At 47.6% G+C, this 20,878-nt stretch carries 13 protein-coding genes and 1 riboswitch; of the genes, 4 read left to right on the forward strand and 9 right to left on the reverse strand.

What is annotated here, in order from left to right; genetic code table 11:
- Positions 1-1,673, reverse strand: a 1,673-nt coding sequence (locus F8N00_RS02950) for an FN3 associated domain-containing protein (protein WP_421017768.1), incomplete at its 3' end; no start/stop codon positions are given.
- 129 nt (positions 1,674-1,802) lie between these two features.
- A complete protein-coding gene (locus tag F8N00_RS02955) occupies positions 1,803-1,982 on the reverse strand; it encodes a hypothetical protein (RefSeq protein ID WP_035396111.1) in 180 nt (59 codons plus the stop codon).
- A 600-nt stretch (positions 1,983-2,582) separates the two neighbouring features.
- On the opposite strand from F8N00_RS02955, the gene F8N00_RS02960 reads away from it, so the two are divergent.
- Positions 2,583-4,613 (forward strand): thioredoxin domain-containing protein, encoded by a 2,031-nt coding sequence (locus tag F8N00_RS02960; RefSeq protein ID WP_421017769.1) that lies wholly within the window; start codon positions 2,583-2,585, stop codon positions 4,611-4,613.
- A 200-nt stretch (positions 4,614-4,813) separates the two neighbouring features.
- Positions 4,814-8,185: an SH3 domain-containing protein gene (locus F8N00_RS02965; RefSeq protein WP_075642844.1), complete on the forward strand. Its 3,372-nt coding sequence runs from the start codon at positions 4,814-4,816 to the stop codon at positions 8,183-8,185.
- Between the two features lie 316 nt (positions 8,186-8,501).
- On the opposite strand, the gene F8N00_RS02970 is transcribed toward F8N00_RS02965, so the two are convergent.
- From F8N00_RS02970 to F8N00_RS02990, 5 genes are all read right to left on the reverse strand, one after another.
- On the reverse strand, positions 8,502-9,590 hold the full coding sequence (locus tag F8N00_RS02970; RefSeq protein ID WP_023469374.1) for a universal stress protein: 1,089 nt from the start codon (positions 9,588-9,590) through the stop codon (positions 8,502-8,504).
- Entirely contained in the window at positions 9,587-10,108 is a 522-nt protein-coding gene (gene kdpC / locus F8N00_RS02975; RefSeq protein ID WP_023469375.1) for a K(+)-transporting ATPase subunit C, read from the reverse strand. Before kdpC ends, F8N00_RS02970 begins: the two co-directional genes overlap by 4 nt.
- A gap of 14 nt (positions 10,109-10,122) precedes the next feature.
- Complete coding sequence (gene kdpB / locus F8N00_RS02980) at positions 10,123-12,189, reverse strand: potassium-transporting ATPase subunit KdpB (RefSeq protein WP_371811226.1); 2,067 nt, start codon at positions 12,187-12,189, stop codon at positions 10,123-10,125.
- A gap of 20 nt (positions 12,190-12,209) precedes the next feature.
- On the reverse strand, positions 12,210-13,850 hold the full coding sequence (kdpA, locus tag F8N00_RS02985; protein ID WP_075642847.1) for a potassium-transporting ATPase subunit KdpA: 1,641 nt from the start codon (positions 13,848-13,850) through the stop codon (positions 12,210-12,212).
- A 325-nt stretch (positions 13,851-14,175) separates the two neighbouring features.
- Positions 14,176-14,329, reverse strand: a riboswitch (cyclic di-AMP (ydaO/yuaA leader).
- A gap of 241 nt (positions 14,330-14,570) precedes the next feature.
- The gene (locus F8N00_RS02990) at positions 14,571-14,765 is read right to left on the reverse strand and encodes a hypothetical protein (protein WP_023469379.1); all 195 of its coding nucleotides are present in this window, start codon (positions 14,763-14,765) and stop codon (positions 14,571-14,573) included.
- A gap of 170 nt (positions 14,766-14,935) precedes the next feature.
- On the opposite strand from F8N00_RS02990, the gene F8N00_RS02995 reads away from it, so the two are divergent.
- Complete coding sequence (locus tag F8N00_RS02995; RefSeq protein WP_023469380.1) at positions 14,936-15,415, forward strand: glutathione peroxidase; 480 nt, start codon at positions 14,936-14,938, stop codon at positions 15,413-15,415.
- 46 nt (positions 15,416-15,461) lie between these two features.
- On the opposite strand, the gene F8N00_RS03000 is transcribed toward F8N00_RS02995, so the two are convergent.
- Positions 15,462-16,031: a hypothetical protein gene (locus tag F8N00_RS03000; protein WP_058264614.1), complete on the reverse strand. Its 570-nt coding sequence runs from the start codon at positions 16,029-16,031 to the stop codon at positions 15,462-15,464.
- Between the two features lie 63 nt (positions 16,032-16,094).
- A complete protein-coding gene (locus tag F8N00_RS03005) occupies positions 16,095-17,165 on the reverse strand; it encodes a glycerate kinase (RefSeq protein WP_058264613.1) in 1,071 nt (356 codons plus the stop codon).
- 123 nt (positions 17,166-17,288) lie between these two features.
- Here F8N00_RS03005 and F8N00_RS03010 point away from each other — a divergent pair, with 123 nt between their 5' ends.
- Positions 17,289-20,798: a CDP-glycerol glycerophosphotransferase family protein gene (locus tag F8N00_RS03010; RefSeq protein ID WP_421017770.1), complete on the forward strand. Its 3,510-nt coding sequence runs from the start codon at positions 17,289-17,291 to the stop codon at positions 20,796-20,798.
- The last annotated feature ends 80 nt before the right edge of the window (positions 20,799-20,878 follow it).

The following is a 20,878-nucleotide window of genomic DNA, read 5'->3' on the forward strand; positions in this document are numbered from 1 at the left end:
GTCTTCAGGAATGTCGCGATGCCTTCTGAGACACGATCGACTTTTCCAGAGTCTGCCGTTGAGGCGAAATTCTCGACGTTGTACGAAGCAACCGTCAAGCGTGATTCCCCCGTCTTGATGTTCGTCGGTTGACGCTCCACTTCGCTCGTGACGAGTTTCGGAAGGTCCGCTGCTTTGGCGAGTACTTTATAAGCCGAATAGTTATAGCTCATGACGCCTTCGATTGTTCCATCGAATGTATCACCAGCTTTCGCACGGTACGACGAGCTGCCCATCTCGACAAATAGACGTTCTGGGTTGACATTATCCTTCGTCAGGATTGGTGTGCCACGTTTTGTGTAGACCTTGTTTGCGTCTGTTTGTGTCCGAACTGGGATTGTTCGGTTTGCTTGCGGCCCTGTGACGATTGCGTTCGGTAAAGCGACACGCATACCTTCTAAGCTTTCGTATAAATCGATCGCATCTTCTTTTGGATCAAACTGCGCGAAGGAATCATTGTCGACGACTTGCGTCGGAATCAAGACCCCTTTATCACCAAGAACGATACTTGCTGGTAAGCCTTCATTAAGCGCACCCTTCACGAGATTGACCGTACTGATTTCCGTGACAGCAAGGTCTGTATCTGCTTTATCGCTGTATCCGCCAAGTAACCACTCTTTGACATATCCTGTCGTCGCGATCTGTTGTCCAACAGCAGCACCATGGTTTTTCGCATAGACGAGAATCCCTTCCGATGTCCGGCTGTCGTTATCCGGATTCGGATCTTGCATGTAGAAGTTGTTCGCATCGACGACGTACGTGACGACACCTGTCGTCCGGACGAGCTGTTCTGCATAAGGCGACGTATGCGCAATACCTTGGATGTTGCTGATTTTCGTGATTGGTGGTGCGATATAGTACTTGAATGTCGAAACCGCTGACGTTTTACCGTCCTTGACGGCAACTGCTTGAATCGTCACTTCATCGTTGATTGTAATCGGTGACGTGTACACCGGACTGTCGACAGTTGGTGTCGTGCCATCGACCGTATAATGAATCGTTCCTTCACCTGATAATGTCACTTGATCTCCACGTTCAACTTCACCGACTGGAGAAGCTGTAGGTGCTGCAAGAACGTCGCCCGCTTCTGTCTGATGACTGCCGAGATTCGTCAGTGTATCGACCGGGAAGCTCGTCCACTGTGATGGTTCGTACGTTTTAGCACCAGACGTGACGCCGGCATTCCGGACGAGTGTCGTATCTTTTGCGAAATCCGTTGATGAACCAAGTGGTCCGATGATATCAAGAACAACATCACCCTTTTTCAGTGCGATGGGATCATTTCCGTTAAAGTTCAATGATCCCGTCGTCAATTGTGCTTTTGCTTTGATGTCCGCATTCGCACTCGAATTCGCGATGACGAACGTCTTCCCTGGATCCACTTTCCCCGATAGTGTGATTTTCGCTTCTGACGGTCCACCGTTCGTATATTGAACGAGTGTATAGTCTGCTAAATCAATGATTTGCCCCGACCCATTATATAGCTCGATTGCCTTGTTATTACTTGTTCCTTCTATGTATTCAGACAAGATGACGCCTTCGCCTTCTGCCCCGACAAGACCCGCTTGTGGAAGGATTCCTGCTGTTAATACTCCGGCCAATGCCCACTTTCCAAACGTACTGCCGTATTTCATGATGAGACCCCCTATTGAATTTTCTGACACTTCTTCATAATATCAGATTATATTCTCAATAGTGTATATTTTTCGTAAAAAAAGATACCATCCTTCGTAAATGAAAGAAATGGTATCGCTTACAACTTTTTATTGTTCGTCTTTGTGACTTTCGTACCATTTTTCAGCTTGCGATGTTGCGATCGGAATGGCGCGTCCCTCTTCATAGCCGTCTTTTAATAACGCGTTCGCGATTTCGATCGCTTTCTTTCGAAGCGGCGGATCAAAGTTCTTGAATGACTCCGGATAGTCGTTCTCATTCCATGGCATGTCGTCACCCCCTTCTTTCAGCATTACCCGAAAAAAGGCACAAAAAAAACGCCTCATCAGCGTGTCGTTGTTTTTGGTTGTCATGAGAATCGAGGATTACAGGTGATCAAAACACCTGAAACGACGAAAGCCCTACCTCTCTTTCGTTGTTACGGCTCCTTGGCCGCGCCAGCTGAATCAAGCATTTTAGCAAGAATCGTGATGCGTCTGCAACGGACGCATGATACTGGGATTTTTAGAAATAGCTCGGGAATGAGCGGAAAAGTATCGATTGGAAGGTTTATCTTGCTGGGTCAACTTCTCCTCGTAGTATGAAGAAGGACAAAATAAAAGCGATGACTTATGTCTGACTCATTTGTCAGTAGCGGTCTAAAAATCCTGACCTGTCGATTTAATTGTATGATATGGATTGAAGATTCTCACATGAGTGATCATCCCCGATTCATGACTTATATTAATCTATCACACTTTCTTTTATAAAGTCAATCTTTCTTTTTAAAAATCGTTTTCTCCTGTCTCAGAATTGGAGTTGCACCTGCCGTAAAAGCCGAGTATCGTGAAGAGGACTTATTATTATAGAAGAAACGAGGGAAATCCATCATGTCGAATCGACTTATCCATGAAACGAGTCCCTACCTATTGCAACATGCTCACCAGCCTGTCGATTGGTACCCGTGGGGCGAAGACGCCTTCACTGCCGCTCGAGAAAGCGGCAAGCCGATCTTTTTATCGATTGGTTATTCGACGTGCCATTGGTGCCATGTGCTGTCTCATGAGAGCTTCGAAGATGAAGAAACGGCACGACTCTTGAACGAACGCTACATCGCAATCAAGGTCGACCGGGAAGAACGTCCTGACATCGACCATGTCTACATGACGGCGGCTCAAGTCATGAACGGACAAGGTGGCTGGCCACTGAGCGTCTTCATGACAGCGGACCAGCAACCATTTTACATCGGCACGTATTTTCCGAAGACGCCTCAGTTCAACCGCCCGAGTTTTCGTCAGGTGACGCTTCAGCTCAGCGAGCAATTCCGCCGTTCACCAGAAAAAATCGCACAAGTCGGTCAGAACATGTCGCAAACGCTTCGCGACGTATTGCAGCCTACGACGTCTACCCATACTTGGAATGAATCCATCATTCACGAGACCTTTGATCAAGCGATGCGCCAATTTGACCGTCAACACGGTGGATTCGGCGAGGCACCGAAGTTTCCGTCGCCAGCCCTGCTTCGTTTCTTGCTTGATTATTATCAATTCGCGGAAGACGAAACAGCGCTCCATATGGTCATGCGGTCACTGATTGCGATGCGTGACGGCGGGATGACGGATCAAGTCGGCTACGGTCTGTTCCGCTATACGGTCGATGCCGAGTGGCAGATTCCTCATTTCGAGAAGATGCTGTACGACAATGCTTGGTTTGCAACCCTATGTATCGAGACGTACCAAGTGACCGGACAAATACGCTTCCGACGTTACGCGGAAGAAGTACTGACATTCGTAGAGCGTGAGTTGTCTGCACCGGACGGCACCTTCTACGCCGCCTTGGATGCGGATAGTGAAGGAGGCGAAGGACATTATTATACGTTCACGGCTTCTGAACTGACCGACTTACTCGGACCAGACGCGCTGTTCCCGCGCTTTTACCATGCCTCCCAGTCCGGGAACTTCGAAGGAAGGAATGTCTTTTACCGGACAGGACAAACACTCGAGATGTTCGCACGTGAAATCCACTTGTCACCTGCTGAGACAGCAGCGCAACTCGAACGCGAGCGACAAATTCTTCTTCGTGCGCGAAGTGAACGCCCGCGACCATTTTGTGATGATAAGCGCCTGACATCGTGGAACGCGATGATGATCTCGACGTTCGCTAAAGCCGGTCGTGTCTTTGGTGAACCGCATTATACACGTGTCGCCACGCGTGCGATGACATCACTCGAGCGATTCGTCCGCACGGAGAATCAACTTGCTGTTCATTACCGAGACGGACAAGCGACCGGTCACGGATTCCTCGATGACTATGCATATTTGATCGATGCACATCTTGAACTATTCCAATCAACACGACGGGCGCTTCATCTAAAGGAAGCTTTAGCATTCGCAGATGTGCTGCAGGACCAGTTTCAAACAGCAGATGGTTATTTTTATCTGACGTCGTCACGCTCCGATGAGCTACTCGTTCGTCCACTCGATCTGTATGATGGCGTCACACCTGCTGGAAATAGTATTGCCTTAAACGCCTTCTTCACGCTCAGTCGTCTGACTGGTCGTCTCGTTTATCAGGAAAGTTCCGAACGGGCGCTCGCAGCTTTAATCGAAGAAGTCGAGCAACAACCGACCGGATTCGCCTCACTTGTCGGTACCTTCACCTACCGGCAGATGGAACCGAAGGAATTGATTATCTTGATTCCAGAAAACGTAGACATCCCGGTCGAAATCGATCAACTGCAACAGATGCGCTTGCCGGAAGTCGCCTTGTTAATTGGTACGAAGCGTGACCTTTTGCCGCACGTCTCTTTGCTCGCGGATTATCCAGAACCAGAAGAGCCAACGGCGTATCTCTGTCATGATTTTACTTGTGAACGCCCGACGACGAATTTAACAGAAATCCTCGCACGTCTCACTATCTGATCCTATTCCCTCTTGTTTAAACAAACAGGAGGGTTTTTCAAAAAACTAAATCCCTTTTTTCAAAAAAACCCAATATTTTCTTCATAAAAATCCGATATGGTCGATAGTAGGAATAGGCATAAGTACGTACACCTTAGACCAGACATCCTAGAAGCCGATTCCGTCCGCTTGGACGAATATCTACTAGGAGGAAAGATACTTTGAATACGACATCCATCTCGAAACCTTTGAAGGTGTTCGCGAGTCTTCTTATCGTGTTTAGCATCATTCTATCATCTCTACCGATAGTGAACGCAGCAACAACGAAAGTAACGGCTTATCGTCTATCGGCAGATACGGATCTGTATGATAAGACGACATCTTCACGGAAACGCTTGTTGACGATCAAGACCGGAACGGTCGTTTCATCCGCATATGATGCCGGAAGCTACAAAAAAGTAACATATGGCGGAAAAACGGGATATGTCGCTTCAAAATATTTAGTGTTGTATGAGAAAAAGCAAACGATCTCTGGACAACGCTATATCGTCTCTACGAATACGGCGATTAAAAATGCGGCACGCACGACAGCAACGACAATTGGTACCTTGCAAAGTAAAGATGTGTATTATACGACACAACGGATTACCGATCCATACGGCAAAACGTGGTATCGCCTGAACTACGCAGGAAAAACAGGATATGTCCCATCTGGTGCCACTCCTGTTTCCTATCAGAAGATTGCGAACGAAACATCACGTACGACGGATACCTACACGCTACATACTTATGCAGGAACGGGTTATCCAAAAGTCGAATCGATTCCAGTTGGGACAAACGTTGAAGTAGTCGGAAAAATCGACGGCTGGTATAGCGTTCGTCACGGCAAAAATAGTGGATACATGCACCGTGACGCTTTTTTACAAGTCTCTAAACAAAGTGTCAAAACGATTCCTACTACACGTGTTCTCTTGAAGAAATCCGTCGAAATCAAAGCATCTGCCTCTTCGACGAGTAAAACGATTGCTTCTTTAAAAACAGGCGATGCGTATTACACGACGACACTTGCAACGGATTCTCGAGGTAGCACGTGGCACAAAATTAAAAAAGACGGTCAAACCGGTTATCTTTTAGCGAATCAAGGAACGATCGTGAATTATGAAAGCCTGAAGAACGTCTCTTTCGTCACAACAGCTAAAACGACACTTCGCTCTTATGCAGGCAGTTCGTATGCAGGAATCAAGTCGATTCCGGCCGGTGCGAAACCGCTCGTCTCTGGTCGAATCGGTACATGGTATCGTGTCACGTACGATGGTGTAACAGGATATGCATCGGCTTCGACGTTTAAGACAGCAGCCCTCGTCCAAACCATTTCAGGTACACGTTTCGCCGTCACATCATCCACCGATATCTTAGTCGCTCCTGAAGCAGATGCGTTTAAAATCGCTACGCTTCAAGAGGGTGATATCTATTACACGACACGTCTCGTCACACTTGGTTCTAAAAAATGGTATCAGATCAAAAAAGACGGAAAGACCGGTTACATCGCTTACGGAACAGGAGAAAAAGTCTCCTATCAAGCGGATGCCGTGACGATGAAAACAACCGACGCTACAGGATTAAAGTCTTATGCTGGCGTATCTTACGCTTCCATCAAGTCTATCCCAAGCGGTACGAAGTTATCCGTAACAGGGGCTATCAATGAGTGGTACCGTGTGACGTATGCAGGAAAAATCGGATATGTTCATCAGGATGATTTGAACGAATATATCGTAACGTCTACGATCTCAGCAGCGCGTTATGTATTAAATACATCCATCGACGTCAAAACGACGTATCAGGCGGATGCCGATACATGGAAGACGCTAAAAAGCGGAGATGTCTATTACACGACGCGCCTTGTCACGAACGGTCACGGTCAGTCGTGGCATCGTATTTCAGTAGACGGGAAAACAGGATATATCCGAGCGAATCAAGGAAGTCCGATTTCATACCGTAAGATTTCAGCCCATCGCTATAAGACGGTACAAACGACTTCTCTGAAGTCATATGCTGGTCCGACATACAGCGAAGTCTCATCGCTTACGAAAGGAACAGTCGTACAAGTGAATGGTTCAATCGGGACATGGATGAACGTAAGTGTTAATGGAAAAACAGGGTATATCGATGGCGCTCTTTTAACACCTTATACAGAAACAAAAAAGATTAGTGGCGCTCGTTTCCTCGCGAACGAGAACTTAATCATTCGAAATTCACCTTTAGAAGAAGCAACAGCACTTACGACACTAGCTAAAGGAAACGTCTACTACACGACTTCACTGATTACGTCACATACGAATAAACAGTGGCATAAAGTAACGATCAATGGAAAAACAGGGTATGTCGATACGAACGCATCTACAAGTAAGATTGACTATGTATCGAAAGATTCGTTATACGTCCGAGCTACAAGTCCTACTCCACTTCGCTCGTATGTCGGAAGTTCCTATCAAGTCGTGACGACGATTCCTTCGAACGTCGTCGTCAACGTCACCGGACAAATCGGCCAATGGTATAAGATTTCCTATCAAGGTAAATCAGGCTATGCGTATAATGGAACACTTGTAACGACATCTTCAAAACTAAATGTCTACAACTCCATTGCGACACCGTATACATTTGATAACTTCATCAGCACTCAAATGAAGTTAAATCCTTCACCTCAAACCGATTTGTATAAAAATAAGATGATGTATGTCAGCTCGATGTATGTTCGATTCGGTGGATCAGAAGACCCAGTCAATGGTACACTCGCGACCGTATCGTCAACGACACCACTCAACATCCGATCGGGTGCGGCGACGGATAGCCATATTTATGGACAATTCCAGCCGAAACAGATGATTAAGGTCTATCAACGAATCGGTGATTTCTATACGACGTATCCGCGTGTTTACACGTCTTCCACTGGATACTGGACACTCGGTTGGTTGAATGCACTCGAGTCCGATGTCCGGAACGTCGCTGACCCATTAAAAGTTAGCCGCTCTTCAAAGGAATTCTTCCAATTCCTTGATTTATCGAAGACGACAGGCGCATCTGCCGCAACATTAGATAAGATCATCAGTACAAAAGGCATCTTTGGTAAATGTACGACTGGAAGCTGTGGACAAGCATTCATCGACGCTGGTACAGCCTTTTCCGTCAACGAAATCTACTTGATCTCCCACGCGCTACTTGAGACAGGAAATGGAACGTCAACTTTAGCGAATGGCGTCATGTGGAATGGAAAAATGGTCTACAACATGTACGGCATCGGTGCTATCGATTCAGATCCAATCAACGGTGGAGCAAGAACAGCTTACGAAAAAGGATGGTTCACACCGGAAGCAGCCATCATGGGTGGAGCCGAATTTATTGGAACCCAATATATTCACCATGCATACAATCAAAACACACTCTATAAAATGCGCTGGAACCCAATGAATCCTGGTCGTCATCAATATGCGACAGACATGGGATGGGCAGCGAAACAAACGACTCGCATCTATGATTTATATCAACAAATGGATAGCTATACAGCTGTCTTCGATATTCCAGTCTTCGCTCGTTGAGGAAACGATGAAGCCGAGTCTTTAAATCATTGAAATGATTCCAACAAAAAAAGGAAAGACCGTTCTGGTGACTTCACTGGAACGGTCTTTCCTTTTTGATTGATGTAGAACGAAAAATGTCATCCTCCACTCCTACAGGATCAGAAAGCGCGCTCGGCGCTTTCGTCAGGGTTAGGTAAGACCCGGCAGACCGCATCAAATGCAGGGATGCCGCGGCTTACCTCCCGCCCTGAGGACAGGGAGAATGACCGACTCGTTCGTCTTGTGAAACGACAAACTTCGAAGAGAACCCCTGCATTTACGCGGAAGGGCTCCCCTAGCGTTCCATGTCATCGGCAACGATTTGAATATCAATCCCGCGGACATGACGCATGATTTCATTGATGATTGATCCGCGCCGAATTTCCTGCCAACGGGTCCGTGCGGATTGACCGAGGACGATTTGAGTGATGCGATGATGCTTGGCAGCTGCCGTGATCGCTTGGGCGATCGAGCGCTCGCCTTGGATTCGGATTAGAACTTCTGCTCCGAACAAGGAACCACTCTCGCGTACCATCGCTAAGACTTCTTTCTGTTTCGCATTCAATTGATTTTCCGCTGCCGGTAAAATCGTTAGGACATACAGTTCTGCCTTCAATCGACTTGCCATGCGAAAGCCGCGATAGATCAACTTCCGCGCGTTGTCGTTGAGCTGGATACAGACGAGAATTCGTTCTTGTAGCGACGCCGGATCTTTTTCGATCAGCAAACGTGATTGATAGACTTGATCGTCGACTTCGTCCGCGACCTGACGCAGCGATAGCTCACGTAAGCTCGCAAGATTCTGAAGCGAGAAGAACGAATTCAAGCTCTGTTCAATCTTTTCTTTTTTGTAGATCTTTCCTTGCTCGAGTCGTTCCCGTAACGTCTGTGGTGTGACATCGACGAGTAGAATCTCATCGGCTTCCCCGAGAAACGGATCCGGGATGCGTTCCCGCACTTCGACACCCGTCACTTCCTTGACTTTAAAGAGCAAGCTTTCGAAATGCTGGATGTTGACGGCCGAATAGACATTAATTCCTGCTTCAAGAAGTGCTGCGACATCTTGATAGCGTTTCTTTCGTACCGATCCTGGCGCATTCGTATGCGCCAGTTCATCGATCAGAACGATATCGGGGCGACGGGCAATGATCGCGTCCACGTTCACCTCGGGAAATGTCTTGTCCTTGTAGACGACTTCAAGTAGCGGGACTTGTTCGAGTTGCCCGACCATCTCCGCCGTCTCTTTTCGACCGTGTGTCTCAATCAGACCGATGACGACATCCTTGCCTTCAAGCGTCAATGTTCGTGCATCGGCAAGCATCTTATACGTCTTTCCGACACCAGGAGCTGAGCCGATGTACAGCTTCAGCTTTCCTCGTGTCATGACTTACTCCGATCAAGGGCTAAGTTCAAACGCAGGACGTTGACGTAATCATGTGTTCCTGCTTCCTTGGTGATCAACTTCCGTACTTCTTCACGCGACAGGTCGCGCGCGGTTGCGATACGCTTCGCCTGAACCAAAGCATAATCGACTGAGATGTGCGGATCGAAGCCAGAACCGGATGTCACGAGGGCATCGTCCGGAAGCGAAGCGCCGTCCACTTGGTTCTGTTTCTGTAATTCCGCCATCTTCGTGCCAAGCTCCGGGTTCGATGCTGCTAGGTTATCCCCAGCAGACGCTCCCGCTAATTGATCGACCGCTGATGGACGTCCGTGAAAATACTGTTTCGACGTGAACGGCTGGGCAATCAATTCCGATCCGATGAATTTTCCGTTTTCTTGTACTAAAGAACCTTCAGCTTTATCCGGTACGAGTAGTTGACCGAACAGGGTCAATAAAGCGGGAAAGACGATCCCGCATAACGCCGTGACGAAGACCGTCACACGAATGGCTTGTTTCATGATTCGTTTTCTCCTTAGAGGATGCTTGCAAGCAAGACATCGATGATTTTAATCCCAATGAATGGAACGACGACACCGCCAAGACCGTAGATCAGCAAGTTACGACCGAGTAATTGATCCGCCGTCATCGGTTTGTAGGTAACCCCCCGCATCGCGAGTGGAATCAACATCGGAATGATGATCGCATTGAAGATCAAGGCAGACAAGATCGCACTCGTCGGTGAATCAAGACGCATGATATTGAGTACTTCCATCTGCGGGATTGCGACCATGAACATTGCTGGGATGATCGCGAAATATTTCGCGACATCGTTTGCGATCGAGAACGTCGTCAAGGCACCCCGTGTCATCAAGAGCTGTTTCCCGATTTCGACGACTTCGATGATTTTCGTCGGGTTCGAATCGAGATCGATCATGTTCGCCGCTTCTTTTGCGGCTTGCGTTCCGCTGTTCATCGCGAGTCCGACATCGGCTTGAGCGAGCGCTGGTGCATCATTCGTTCCGTCTCCCGTCATCGCGACGAGGTGACCAGCTGCTTGTTCCTGCTGAATGACACGAATCTTATCTTCCGGCTTACATTCGGCGACGAAATCATCGACGCCTGCTTCGCGGGCGATCGTTGCTGCCGTCAATGGGTTGTCACCCGTACACATGACCGTTTTGATACCCATCTCACGCAACCGATCGAATCGTTCGCGCATGCCCGGTTTCACCGTATCTTTTAAATAGATGACGCCAAGGATCGTTGCGTCGATCGCAACGACGAGTGGTGTGCCACCAAGACGAGAGACCGCATCTACTTTCTCTTGCAAATCATTCGGAATGGTTCCACCTTGTTCCTTGACCCATTCTTGAATCGCTTGCCCCGCCCCTTTCCGTACACGGCGACCATCTCTTAAATCGAGTCCGGACATCCGTGTCTCTGCGCGGAACGGTACGATCTCTGCATCATCTAACCAATGTTGTTCAACAGGCATCGCGCGAAGTTCAGCGAGTTCAAGAACGGAACGTCCTTCTGGTGTCTCATCAGCGAGTGAGGCGAGGATTGCCCCCTCAAACGCCTGCTCGGCAGTGCGTCCGCCGACCGGCGTGATTTCCGACGCCATCCGGTTACCGAACGTGATTGTTCCTGTTTTGTCCAAGATGATCGTTTGGATATCGCCTGCTGCTTCGACCGCCTTCCCGCTCATCGCGATGACGTTGAAGCGGGTAACGCGGTCCATCCCGGCGATTCCGATTGCTGACAGTAAGCCACCGATCGTCGTCGGGATCAAACAGACGAGTAAGGCGATCAAGATCGGACCTGATAGATCAAATCCAAGGTAGTTCGTAAAGACCGGTAATGTCATGACGACAAGTAAGAAAATCAATGTCAAGCTCGTCAAGAGCGTTGATAACGCGAGTTCGTTTGGTGTCTTTTGACGACTTGCGCCTTCGACGAGGGCAATCATTTGATCGAGGAATGATTCACCCGGATTGCTCGTGATTCGAACTTCGATCTCGTCACTGACGACGAGTGTTCCACCGATGACCGAGGAGAAATCACCGCCCGCTTCCTTGATGACCGGTGCGGATTCACCCGTGATCGCTGATTCATCAATCGAAGCAAGTCCTTTGATGATTTCACCGTCACCCGGTACATACTCCCCTGCTCGGACGAAGACGATATCGCCTTTGCGGAGTGTCGCCGACGAGACACTTTGAATCAGTTGTCCGACACGTTTACGTGCCATGACATCTGCTTTTGACGCTTTCAATGAGTCCGCCTGGGCTTTCCCGCGTCCTTCCGCGATCGATTCCGCGAAGTTCGCGAACAAGACCGTCAGGAAAAGGATGATACTGACCGTTAAGTTAAAGCCACGCATCTCATCAATGAAGATCGTATAGCCGATTGCAAGCAAGCAGCCGATCCAGACGACGAACATGATCGGTTGTTTGACCATATTAACGGGATTCAATTTTTTAAAGGCATCGATCGTCGCTTGACGCGCGATCGAGCCACTGATTGCTGATTTGGATTGGTGTTCCGGCTCCCCGTTCGGTTGGTGTTCCTCGGGCGTCGGATGCATGATTCGTTCCATCATATGCTTTTATCTCCTGTTCACATCGTCAGCCAATCCGCGACCGGTCCAAGTACGAGCACTGGCAAGAATGTCAATGCACCGACGAGTACGACCGTACCGAGGAAGACTGTTCCGAAGAGTGGTGTGTCTGTCTTAAACGAAAATTCATCTTGCGGAACCGATTGCTTCGCTTTAAGCGAACCTACGATTGCAAGCATCAAGATCAATGGGATGTAGCGTCCGAAGAACAACGCGAATGATGTCGAGACGTTCCAGTAGACGTTTGCGTCGCCGAGTCCTTCAAAACCGGATCCGTTGTTCGCTGTCGCGGACGTGAACTCATACAAGACTTGCGACAGTCCGTGATAACCTGGGTTCGAGATGCCGGCGACGCCTGGTGCGACGTACATCGAGATCGCCGTTCCGACGAGAATCAGGAAGGGCGGCACGAGTAGCGCGATCGCGATCATCTTCACTTCGAACGTCTCGATTTTCTTCCCGAGGAACGTCGGTGTCCGACCGATCAAGAGACCTGTCAGAAAGACTGCGACAAAGGCGTAAAGCAAAACGTTCAGGAATCCTGCACCTGCTCCACCGTAAACGACGTTGAGCATCATATTGCCGAGTTGGATCAATCCTGCGAGCGGATGCAGTGAGTCGTGCATCGCGTTGACCGCACCAGTTTCAGCTGCCGTCGTGATTGAACTGTAGAGCGCCGTTCCGATTTGACCAAATCGTAATTCCTGACCATGCGCTGTTGGATTCGCAAGTAAGCTCCCTGCCATCCCGACCGTCATCATGATGAAGAGAAGCGTCATGACACTAAGGAACAGTCGCCCTTGTTTCGCTGAACCGATGATTTTACCGTATGCAATCGGAAGTGACATCGGAATCAGCAACATCAAGAACATCTGGATGAAGTTGACGAACTGGTTCGGGTTCTCGAACGGATGCGCTCCGTTGGCACCAAAGAAACCACCACCATTGTTTCCGAGCTGTTTGATGACTTCAAAAGCAGCGACTGGTCCGCGGTAGATCAACTGTTTTGCTCCTTCGAGCGTCGTGACGCTGACTGCTCCTCCAAATGTCTGCGGTACACCGAGTAGGATCATCGCTAAACCGAAGACGAACGAAATCGGTAAGAGAATTCGGAAGATGAAGCGGAAGAAGTCGGCATAGAAGTTACCGAGTGGTTTGTTCGCAAGACCACGAATGACAGCGATACAGACCGTGAATGCCATCGTCGGAGCGACGAATAACATCGTTCCGAGGACGAACGTTTGCGAGAGATACGAGAGTGCCTCACCCGAATAGTGTTGTTGATCGGTATTCGTCATGAAGCTGATCGTCGTATGAAGCGCCGTCGACCAGTCGAGATTCACAGCACCGTTCGGATTCAAGGGTAGACTGCCTTGGAAACGAAGTAGCAAATAACCACCGATGAAGAAGAACATATTTACAAGCAACAAACTTTTCGAATAGCCGACCCACGATTGATCGTGTTTCTTTTCATCGACGCCGAGTAACAACAGGAGTCGTCGTTCGACCTTACCGATTTTATCGACCCGACGCTCTGCGACAGGTGCGAAGTATACTCCAATGTAGCGACCAAGCAAGACCGCCGCGCAAAGTGCGATGACGAGAAGGATCCAAAATTGGATCATGAATTGAGTCCACATGTTTTTCTTTTCTCCCTATGCGATTAGAATTTTTCTGGATACATCAGACAATAACCGAGATACAAGAAGACGAGGCAGCCCGTCGCTAGTAAAAACCATGTCATTTGCGGTCACCTGCTCTCCACTGGACGCGTTCGATCAGATGAATCATCCCGAACGTCGTACCGAAGAAGAAGGCAAGCAATACGATACTCCACAGCTCTCCCATTATGAAATTACCCCCATATTATTCAATATTTTTACAATTAAACACGACAAAAAGACGATGTGAGGCGAAAAACGGCCCCAGCATCGCCTTGATAACTTGGCATACTGAAAAAGAGTCGTTCCCTCCTAAAAACGCCTGCGAGGTTAGCTGTCGGATTCGGGCATACCTAGGAATTTGCCCTACCTTTCCCGTTCGGAAAGGATTCACCCCGTGTCACATGTCGTGACGGTTGGGTCCCCCGCTTCAATCATGAATTCGGCGTACTTTGAGATCGAAGCATTAACATGTTAGTGTTCGTTGATGAGATGGATATTACTCCGATTTTTTAAGGTTGTAAATAGAAAAGTTGAAAAAAAAATAGTCTGATTTTTTAATGACTTACTTTTGAAAAATAGTGTTTTTCGTCCCTATGCTATAGAAGAAAAAAAACCGCAGAAATCGATTCCTTCATCTAAAATGGAGGAGCTCCATTTTAGCGAGAATCGTTCCGCGGTTTCATGAACAAACAATGATTATGATTGCTGATTCATTTTGGCATGGACCGTCAAAGGAGCTAGCATCGTCACCCATAGGGCAACCACTCCAGAAACAAGAATCACAATATCGCGTTCGAATCCAAGCGTCAGTAAGGTAATACAACTTCCGACGAGGACGAGACAAAGCGTCGCGATCATGACGAACCGCGATTGTTTCAACATTTTTCTCATGTGGCATCTCTCCTTTCCTTCCATATTCCTTTTCATCGTAACAAAGATTCGTCGAAAAAGCGTCGCTGACACCCGATTGTGATGTTTCTGTCATCTCGCAAGTAGCGATAGAAGACGACGGAAAAACGGATTTGTTACACTGGAGAAGTACTTAAAAAGGGGGAATCGATATGTTACAAGATCATTCATTTCAACGCGTCGACGGAACATCGGCATCCTTAAGTGACTACCCAGCTCAAGCATGGCTGATCGTCAATACAGCCAGCAAATGTGGCTTGACGCCACAGTTCGAAGGACTCGAGCAATTGCATCAAGATTACCGTTCACAAGGATTGACCGTACTTGGTTTCCCATGTAATCAGTTCGCGAACCAAGATCCGGGAACGGACGAGGAGATTCAGTCTTTCTGCCAAGTCAACTACGGCGTGACGTTCCCCGTCTTTTCAAAAATCGATGTCAACGGTGAGCAAGCACATCCGTTATTCGAAGAACTGAAAGCACAAGCACCAACGACGGACGGTGCAACAGACATCGAGTGGAATTTCACGAAATTCCTCGTGACCCGTGATGGAGAAGTGACGCGGTTCTCTCCAAAAACGAATCCAACTGATTTGACGGCAGCGATCGAACGATTGCTCGTTCAAGTCTAAAAAATAAGCTTCCCTCCTTCTATCTTGAAGGAACGGAAGCTTATTTTCATGTTGTCCCCGGCTCAAGACGACGACTGATCATCTCTTCTGCCAATCGTTTGACGTCATCGATATCGCGCATTTCCGTGAACGGATGCCCCCAGACGATCAGCTCTTCGATTTCTTCAATCGGTTGCGTCGTATAGCGTGTACCATCGGCAACGAACTCTTGCGCGATCGTTGATTCAAAGGCAGCGTATTTCAGAAGCCATGGTTTCTCGCTCAAGATTTTTTGCGCATGTTTCGCTTGCTTGAACGCAATATCGCCGACGAGGACGACCGGATCGAATCGTTCATGGAGCGGATGCGTATATTGAACAGAGATCAGCAATCCATGTTGGTTCGTTTTTTCTTGTTGCCGGACATACGTCCGAGTTAAAAAGTGCGGTACGAGCGACTCCGCACTCTCCTTCGTCTGATGGATGCTCAGACCATGCTCCGTTTGGACGACTTCCGGGAGAACTGGTTCGTATCCACGGTTTGCTAATTGTTGATCGAGCTCTTTGAACAACAGCAGAGTATGTTCGACCAGTGCTCGGACTTGGCGAAACGATAATTGAATCGATTGATTGATCATACGATGACCTACCTTCTCTAAAAGTATGGCAATATACAGTTATTTACCCAAACTTTTCCGACTTCATCCCTGTTCCCGTGAAAGTTCTTTTAGCCAGATCGAGGCCTGCTCTGTTAAGCGAGCAAACGTCTGCTCTTTGTCTAACGTAACGGGTCGGTCGATATGAATCGATCGACAATCCAGCGCACCGGGTATCTTTTCTTCGACGATACCCGCAAGAATAAGACATGGAACTTGAGCAATTCCAGCAGATCGCACGATTTCTCCTGTTATTTTCCCTAATTGACTTTGGCGATCGACTTTCCCTTCACCAGTCCAGACATAATCTGCTTTCCGTAATCGTTCCTCGCATCCTAAATACGCGAGGATGGACTGGGCACCCGACACGATCGTTCCCCCGACAGCATGAATCGCACCACCCAGTCCCCCTGCGGCTCCTGCACCTTGAATATTTTCTAGCTTGAGAATCGTTTCCATTTCTTTCAATCGTTGATCTAAACATTCAATCTCATTTCGTCGTAACCCTTTTTGGGGTCCAAATAGATACGCTGGACCGTCTTGACCAGAGTAATGGGAACGAACATCTACCAATGCCTCCAACGAAAATGGAGCGTCTATACATGCCAGCCGTCGCGTCTCGACTAGCGGATTCGTGTGAAACCGAATCGGACGATCTTCCGCATCTCGTAAAGAACATCCCATTTCATGTAAAAAACCAAGCCCGCCATCTGTCGTTCCTGTTCCTCCAAGAGCGACTCGAATCTTTGTCATGCCTTTTCGGCGTAACGTCTGGACGAGATGACCGACTCCTTTCGTGTGTAACAAAAATGGATCGTCTGTTTCATGTCTCATCGATAGTCCGCATATCTGTGCGACTTCAATGACGGCTTCCTGTTCATGTTGCGCATACATCACTTCACAAGGGCGTCCGGCTAAATCCACCGTCCACTCCGTCCGTATCTCATAGCCACCTGCCGCATACACAGCTAGTGTTCCTTCTCCTCCATCAGCGACAGGCGATTGATCGATGATCGCGGATGGATCCTGTTGAAGAATACCTGCAGCGACCGCCTCTGCCGCTTCTTTCGAAGCGAGGCTTCCTTTGAACGTGTCCATTAAAATCAAATGACGCATTCTTCACACCTTCTTTATAAGTTAATCCGACTTTTTCTGTAACCACTTACATTTACTTTTATGGTATGTTATTGTGTGTCGAAAATACCATTTACTTCTTTTTACATCTTAGGAGGTTTTGTTATGAATGTATCACATCTGTTTTTGAGAATGGCACGGTCCGGTAAAACGATCTTACCGAAACGCTCTTCTTCTAAAGAACGGAAGACTAGCAAACAGCAGATCACTCTTATGTCGGACGAACATGCTTTATCCTTATCGGGTCATCTGACCGATCCGGATTTAGTCGTCGAGTCCCTTTGTATTTATGACCGGAATCAGCTCCTCGTCACGGAGCTCGTGAATCATCAAGCACGTTCAACCTTTTTCCGATTCGAATTCAATCCATCCCATATTCACCTTCTGATCGACCACCTCATTCAGCATCAAGACACTCACCTAGAACAAGAAGATTTTTTAGAAGAATCAGCTCTTACACCTGAGACGTTACTGCCTCATGGTCGATTTTCCCTATATCTCAAATATCGTAAACCGCTTGCGGCCATTCCACGGGAAACACTTGAGAAGTGGCAAGAGAGCGGTCTTCCTTCGCGATCGACCATTACTAATGAGTCATATGTACGAGAAATTACATTAGGTCGTTTCTTACGTACTACTATTCCTTCACCACTCTCGCCTCTTTTTGATGAAGCGAAGCAACATCGCGTCTTTTTTTACACAGACTTGAAAGGAAACATCCGATTATTGCTCAACAAGGAACCCGTCATTAAGTCACGGCTTCAGATTGATCGGATCGATAAAAAACACTCTCACGAAACACATATCGAAGGGAAACTTTTTTCACGTCATTCTTTTTTAAAGAAAGGACAGCTCATCCTCGTCCATCGTGAAACCGGAGATCGGATCGCACTGCCTGTTGATTGGTTCTATGATCAAGAGGCAAGTCAACGTCGGTTTGGTCTATATCGCTATACGTATCGCACACAGATTGATTGGTCCGCCTTACAATCGGAGCGTCTTCTCCATGAAGGCATCTACGATAGCTTCATGGAACTGACCTACTACCATCGTCTGATCCCTCGCCTCGTCCGACTCGGAAGAGCTCGTTACATCACACGTCATCTCACAACGGAACTCACTGGGCGCAACGCGACACATACGATGCATGTCACACCTTATTTCACTGTCGGTCATCGGAATCTCTCGTTTGAATTAAGTGCGTTCACGAACGAAAATTATCGTTACCTTGAGCATATGATGACGTTTGCCCCTCTCTATCGTCTCTTTGCTGACCGAAAAACATGGTTGATCGGGGAAAGACCTTATAAAGCACAAGATAACGGGTATCACTTTTTCCGGTTCATGCGCGAGCAACATGCAGAACATCCTGCTTACTACGTGATTGATCCAAATTCACCTGAGTATGATAAGGTCGCGATTCTTGGAAATACCTTACCTTTCCGTTCGAAAGAACATATTTATCATTCGTTCATGGCAAGTAAATTCGTTGGAACCCATCATGCCGACTATCTTTATCCCCTTCGCTCACCGCGATTCAAGCGAAAAATGAAAGCCGACCGGATCTTCATTCAACATGGAGTACTGGGCGCTAAAAATATGGAGAATCAGTACGGCAAATTCGCATTATCGTTCGATACCGATCTCTTTTTAGTGAGTTCTGAACGGGAACGTCGATTGGTCATGCAGGATATGGGCTATCGTCAAGACGAGATTCGAATTACGGGGCTCTCACGCTTCGACGCCCTCTTGAACGGTGACACGCCCGTCAAACGGCAAATCTTGATCATTCCGACGTGGCGTTCGTGGTTGCAAACACCTATTCAGTTCTTGGAATCGGACTATTTCGCACAGTACTCCGCTCTTTTAGAACACCCGCGCCTCCATGAACTCGCACACGACCATGATTTGGAGATTCTGTTCTGTCTACATCCGAATATGCAACAGTACGCGAGCCATTTCGAGCGTTTCCCAGTGACCGTCATCTATCAAGGCGAACGGGATGTCCAAAGTTTGTTGAAGGAGAGTCTCTTACTCATTACAGACTACTCGAGCGTCGCCTTTGATTTTAGTTTCTTAGGACGACCGGTTCACTATTTCCAATTCGATGCTCGCAGATTCATCGGTCCGGTCGGTTCGCACCTTGATTTAGCGAAAGAGTTACCCGGCCCCATCTCGACTACAGTCGATGATTTAATCGCTGACCTCGAAGCGACGGCCTCACGTGATTTTGCGATGCTTCCGTCTTACAAGGAGCGGGCTGCGGTCTTCTTAAAACCAACAGAACAGTCTTATTCCGAAGATATCTACCAAACGATTCTTGATTACAAACAGCAGCGCCATGTTTGGGAAACGATACAAACAAAAGAAGCATCACTCGTGTTATTCCGACTTTTCCGTCGGAGTCGCTTCTATTTTCCGATCATGAAAATCAGCTATCGCTTGATGAAAAAATTACCGGTACAAGAAAATAAAATCGTGTTCGAGAGCGGGCTCGGTAAACAGTACGGTGATAGTCCCCGTTATATCTATGAAGAATTGCGTCGCCTCGGTAGCACCCATCAAGTCGTCTGGGTACACAATAAACGACTCTATCTCGGGGATGATCATGTTAACGTCATCAAACGTCTGTCACCTCGCTACTTTTATCATTTAGCGACGGCCAAGTACTGGGTGAACAATCAAAACTTCCCTCATTACATGACCCGACGTAAAGAAACGACCTATATTCAAACATGGCACGGCACACCACTGAAAAAGATGTTATTCGATTTAGAGGAAATTCATGGTCGAGACGCCGGTTATGTCGACCGTGTCACTCGCTCGATCCAACAATGGAGCGTGCTTCTCTCGCCGAGTAGTTATGCGACAGCGATTTTTAAAAGTGCTTTCCAGTATGAAGGAACAATCCTTGAATCCGGCTATCCACGTAATGACTTATTTTTTGCAGATGCTACGAAAAAGGTCGACGACTTGCGTGCACAACTGAACATTTCGCCGGATAAGAAGGTCATTTTATATGCTCCTACGTTCCGGGATCATCATGCATTAGGAAACGGAAAATTTTTCTTTGATTACCCGTTCGAATTCAGTCGTGTCGCTGAAGCACTAGGGGATGACTATGTATTCCTCATTCGGACCCATGTACTCGTGACGAAAAAACCGAAAATTCCAAGTGAGTATCGAGAACAGTTCCTCGATGTCACCAACTATCCCGACATCCAAGAACTCTATTTATTAACTGATTTATTGATCACTGACTATTCATCCGTCTTTTTTGATTTCGCCAATCTTAATCGTCCAGTCCTGTTCTATGCTTTTGACCTAGAGCTCTATCGCGATACGTTGCGCGGTTTCTACTTGGACTATCAAAAGGACTTACCTGGTCCGATCATTGAAGAGGAACTGTCCTTTTACGAGGCACTGGCGACGATTCCGTCTTGGTCGAAGGATTATCAAATAAAGCTCGATCATTTTCGGGAAACGTTCTGTGCGAAAGAGGATGGACTTGCCGCTAATCGCGTAGTACGCACCTACTTCTTGGATGATGCTCCACTCGAAGCGTCCGAGACAGCGGAAGGAATCTTCGTAACGGATCCGTTGAAAAGTACGTAAATGAAACAGTAAAGAACTCATCCATTATCAAGCTGGATGAGTTCTTTTTCATGCTTTGATTACGTTTTCAATTAATGATA

It is taken from the genome of Exiguobacterium sp. A1_3_1 (genome assembly GCF_048985645.1).
Lineage (GTDB): Bacteria > Bacillota > Bacilli > Exiguobacteriales > Exiguobacteriaceae > Exiguobacterium_A > Exiguobacterium_A indicum.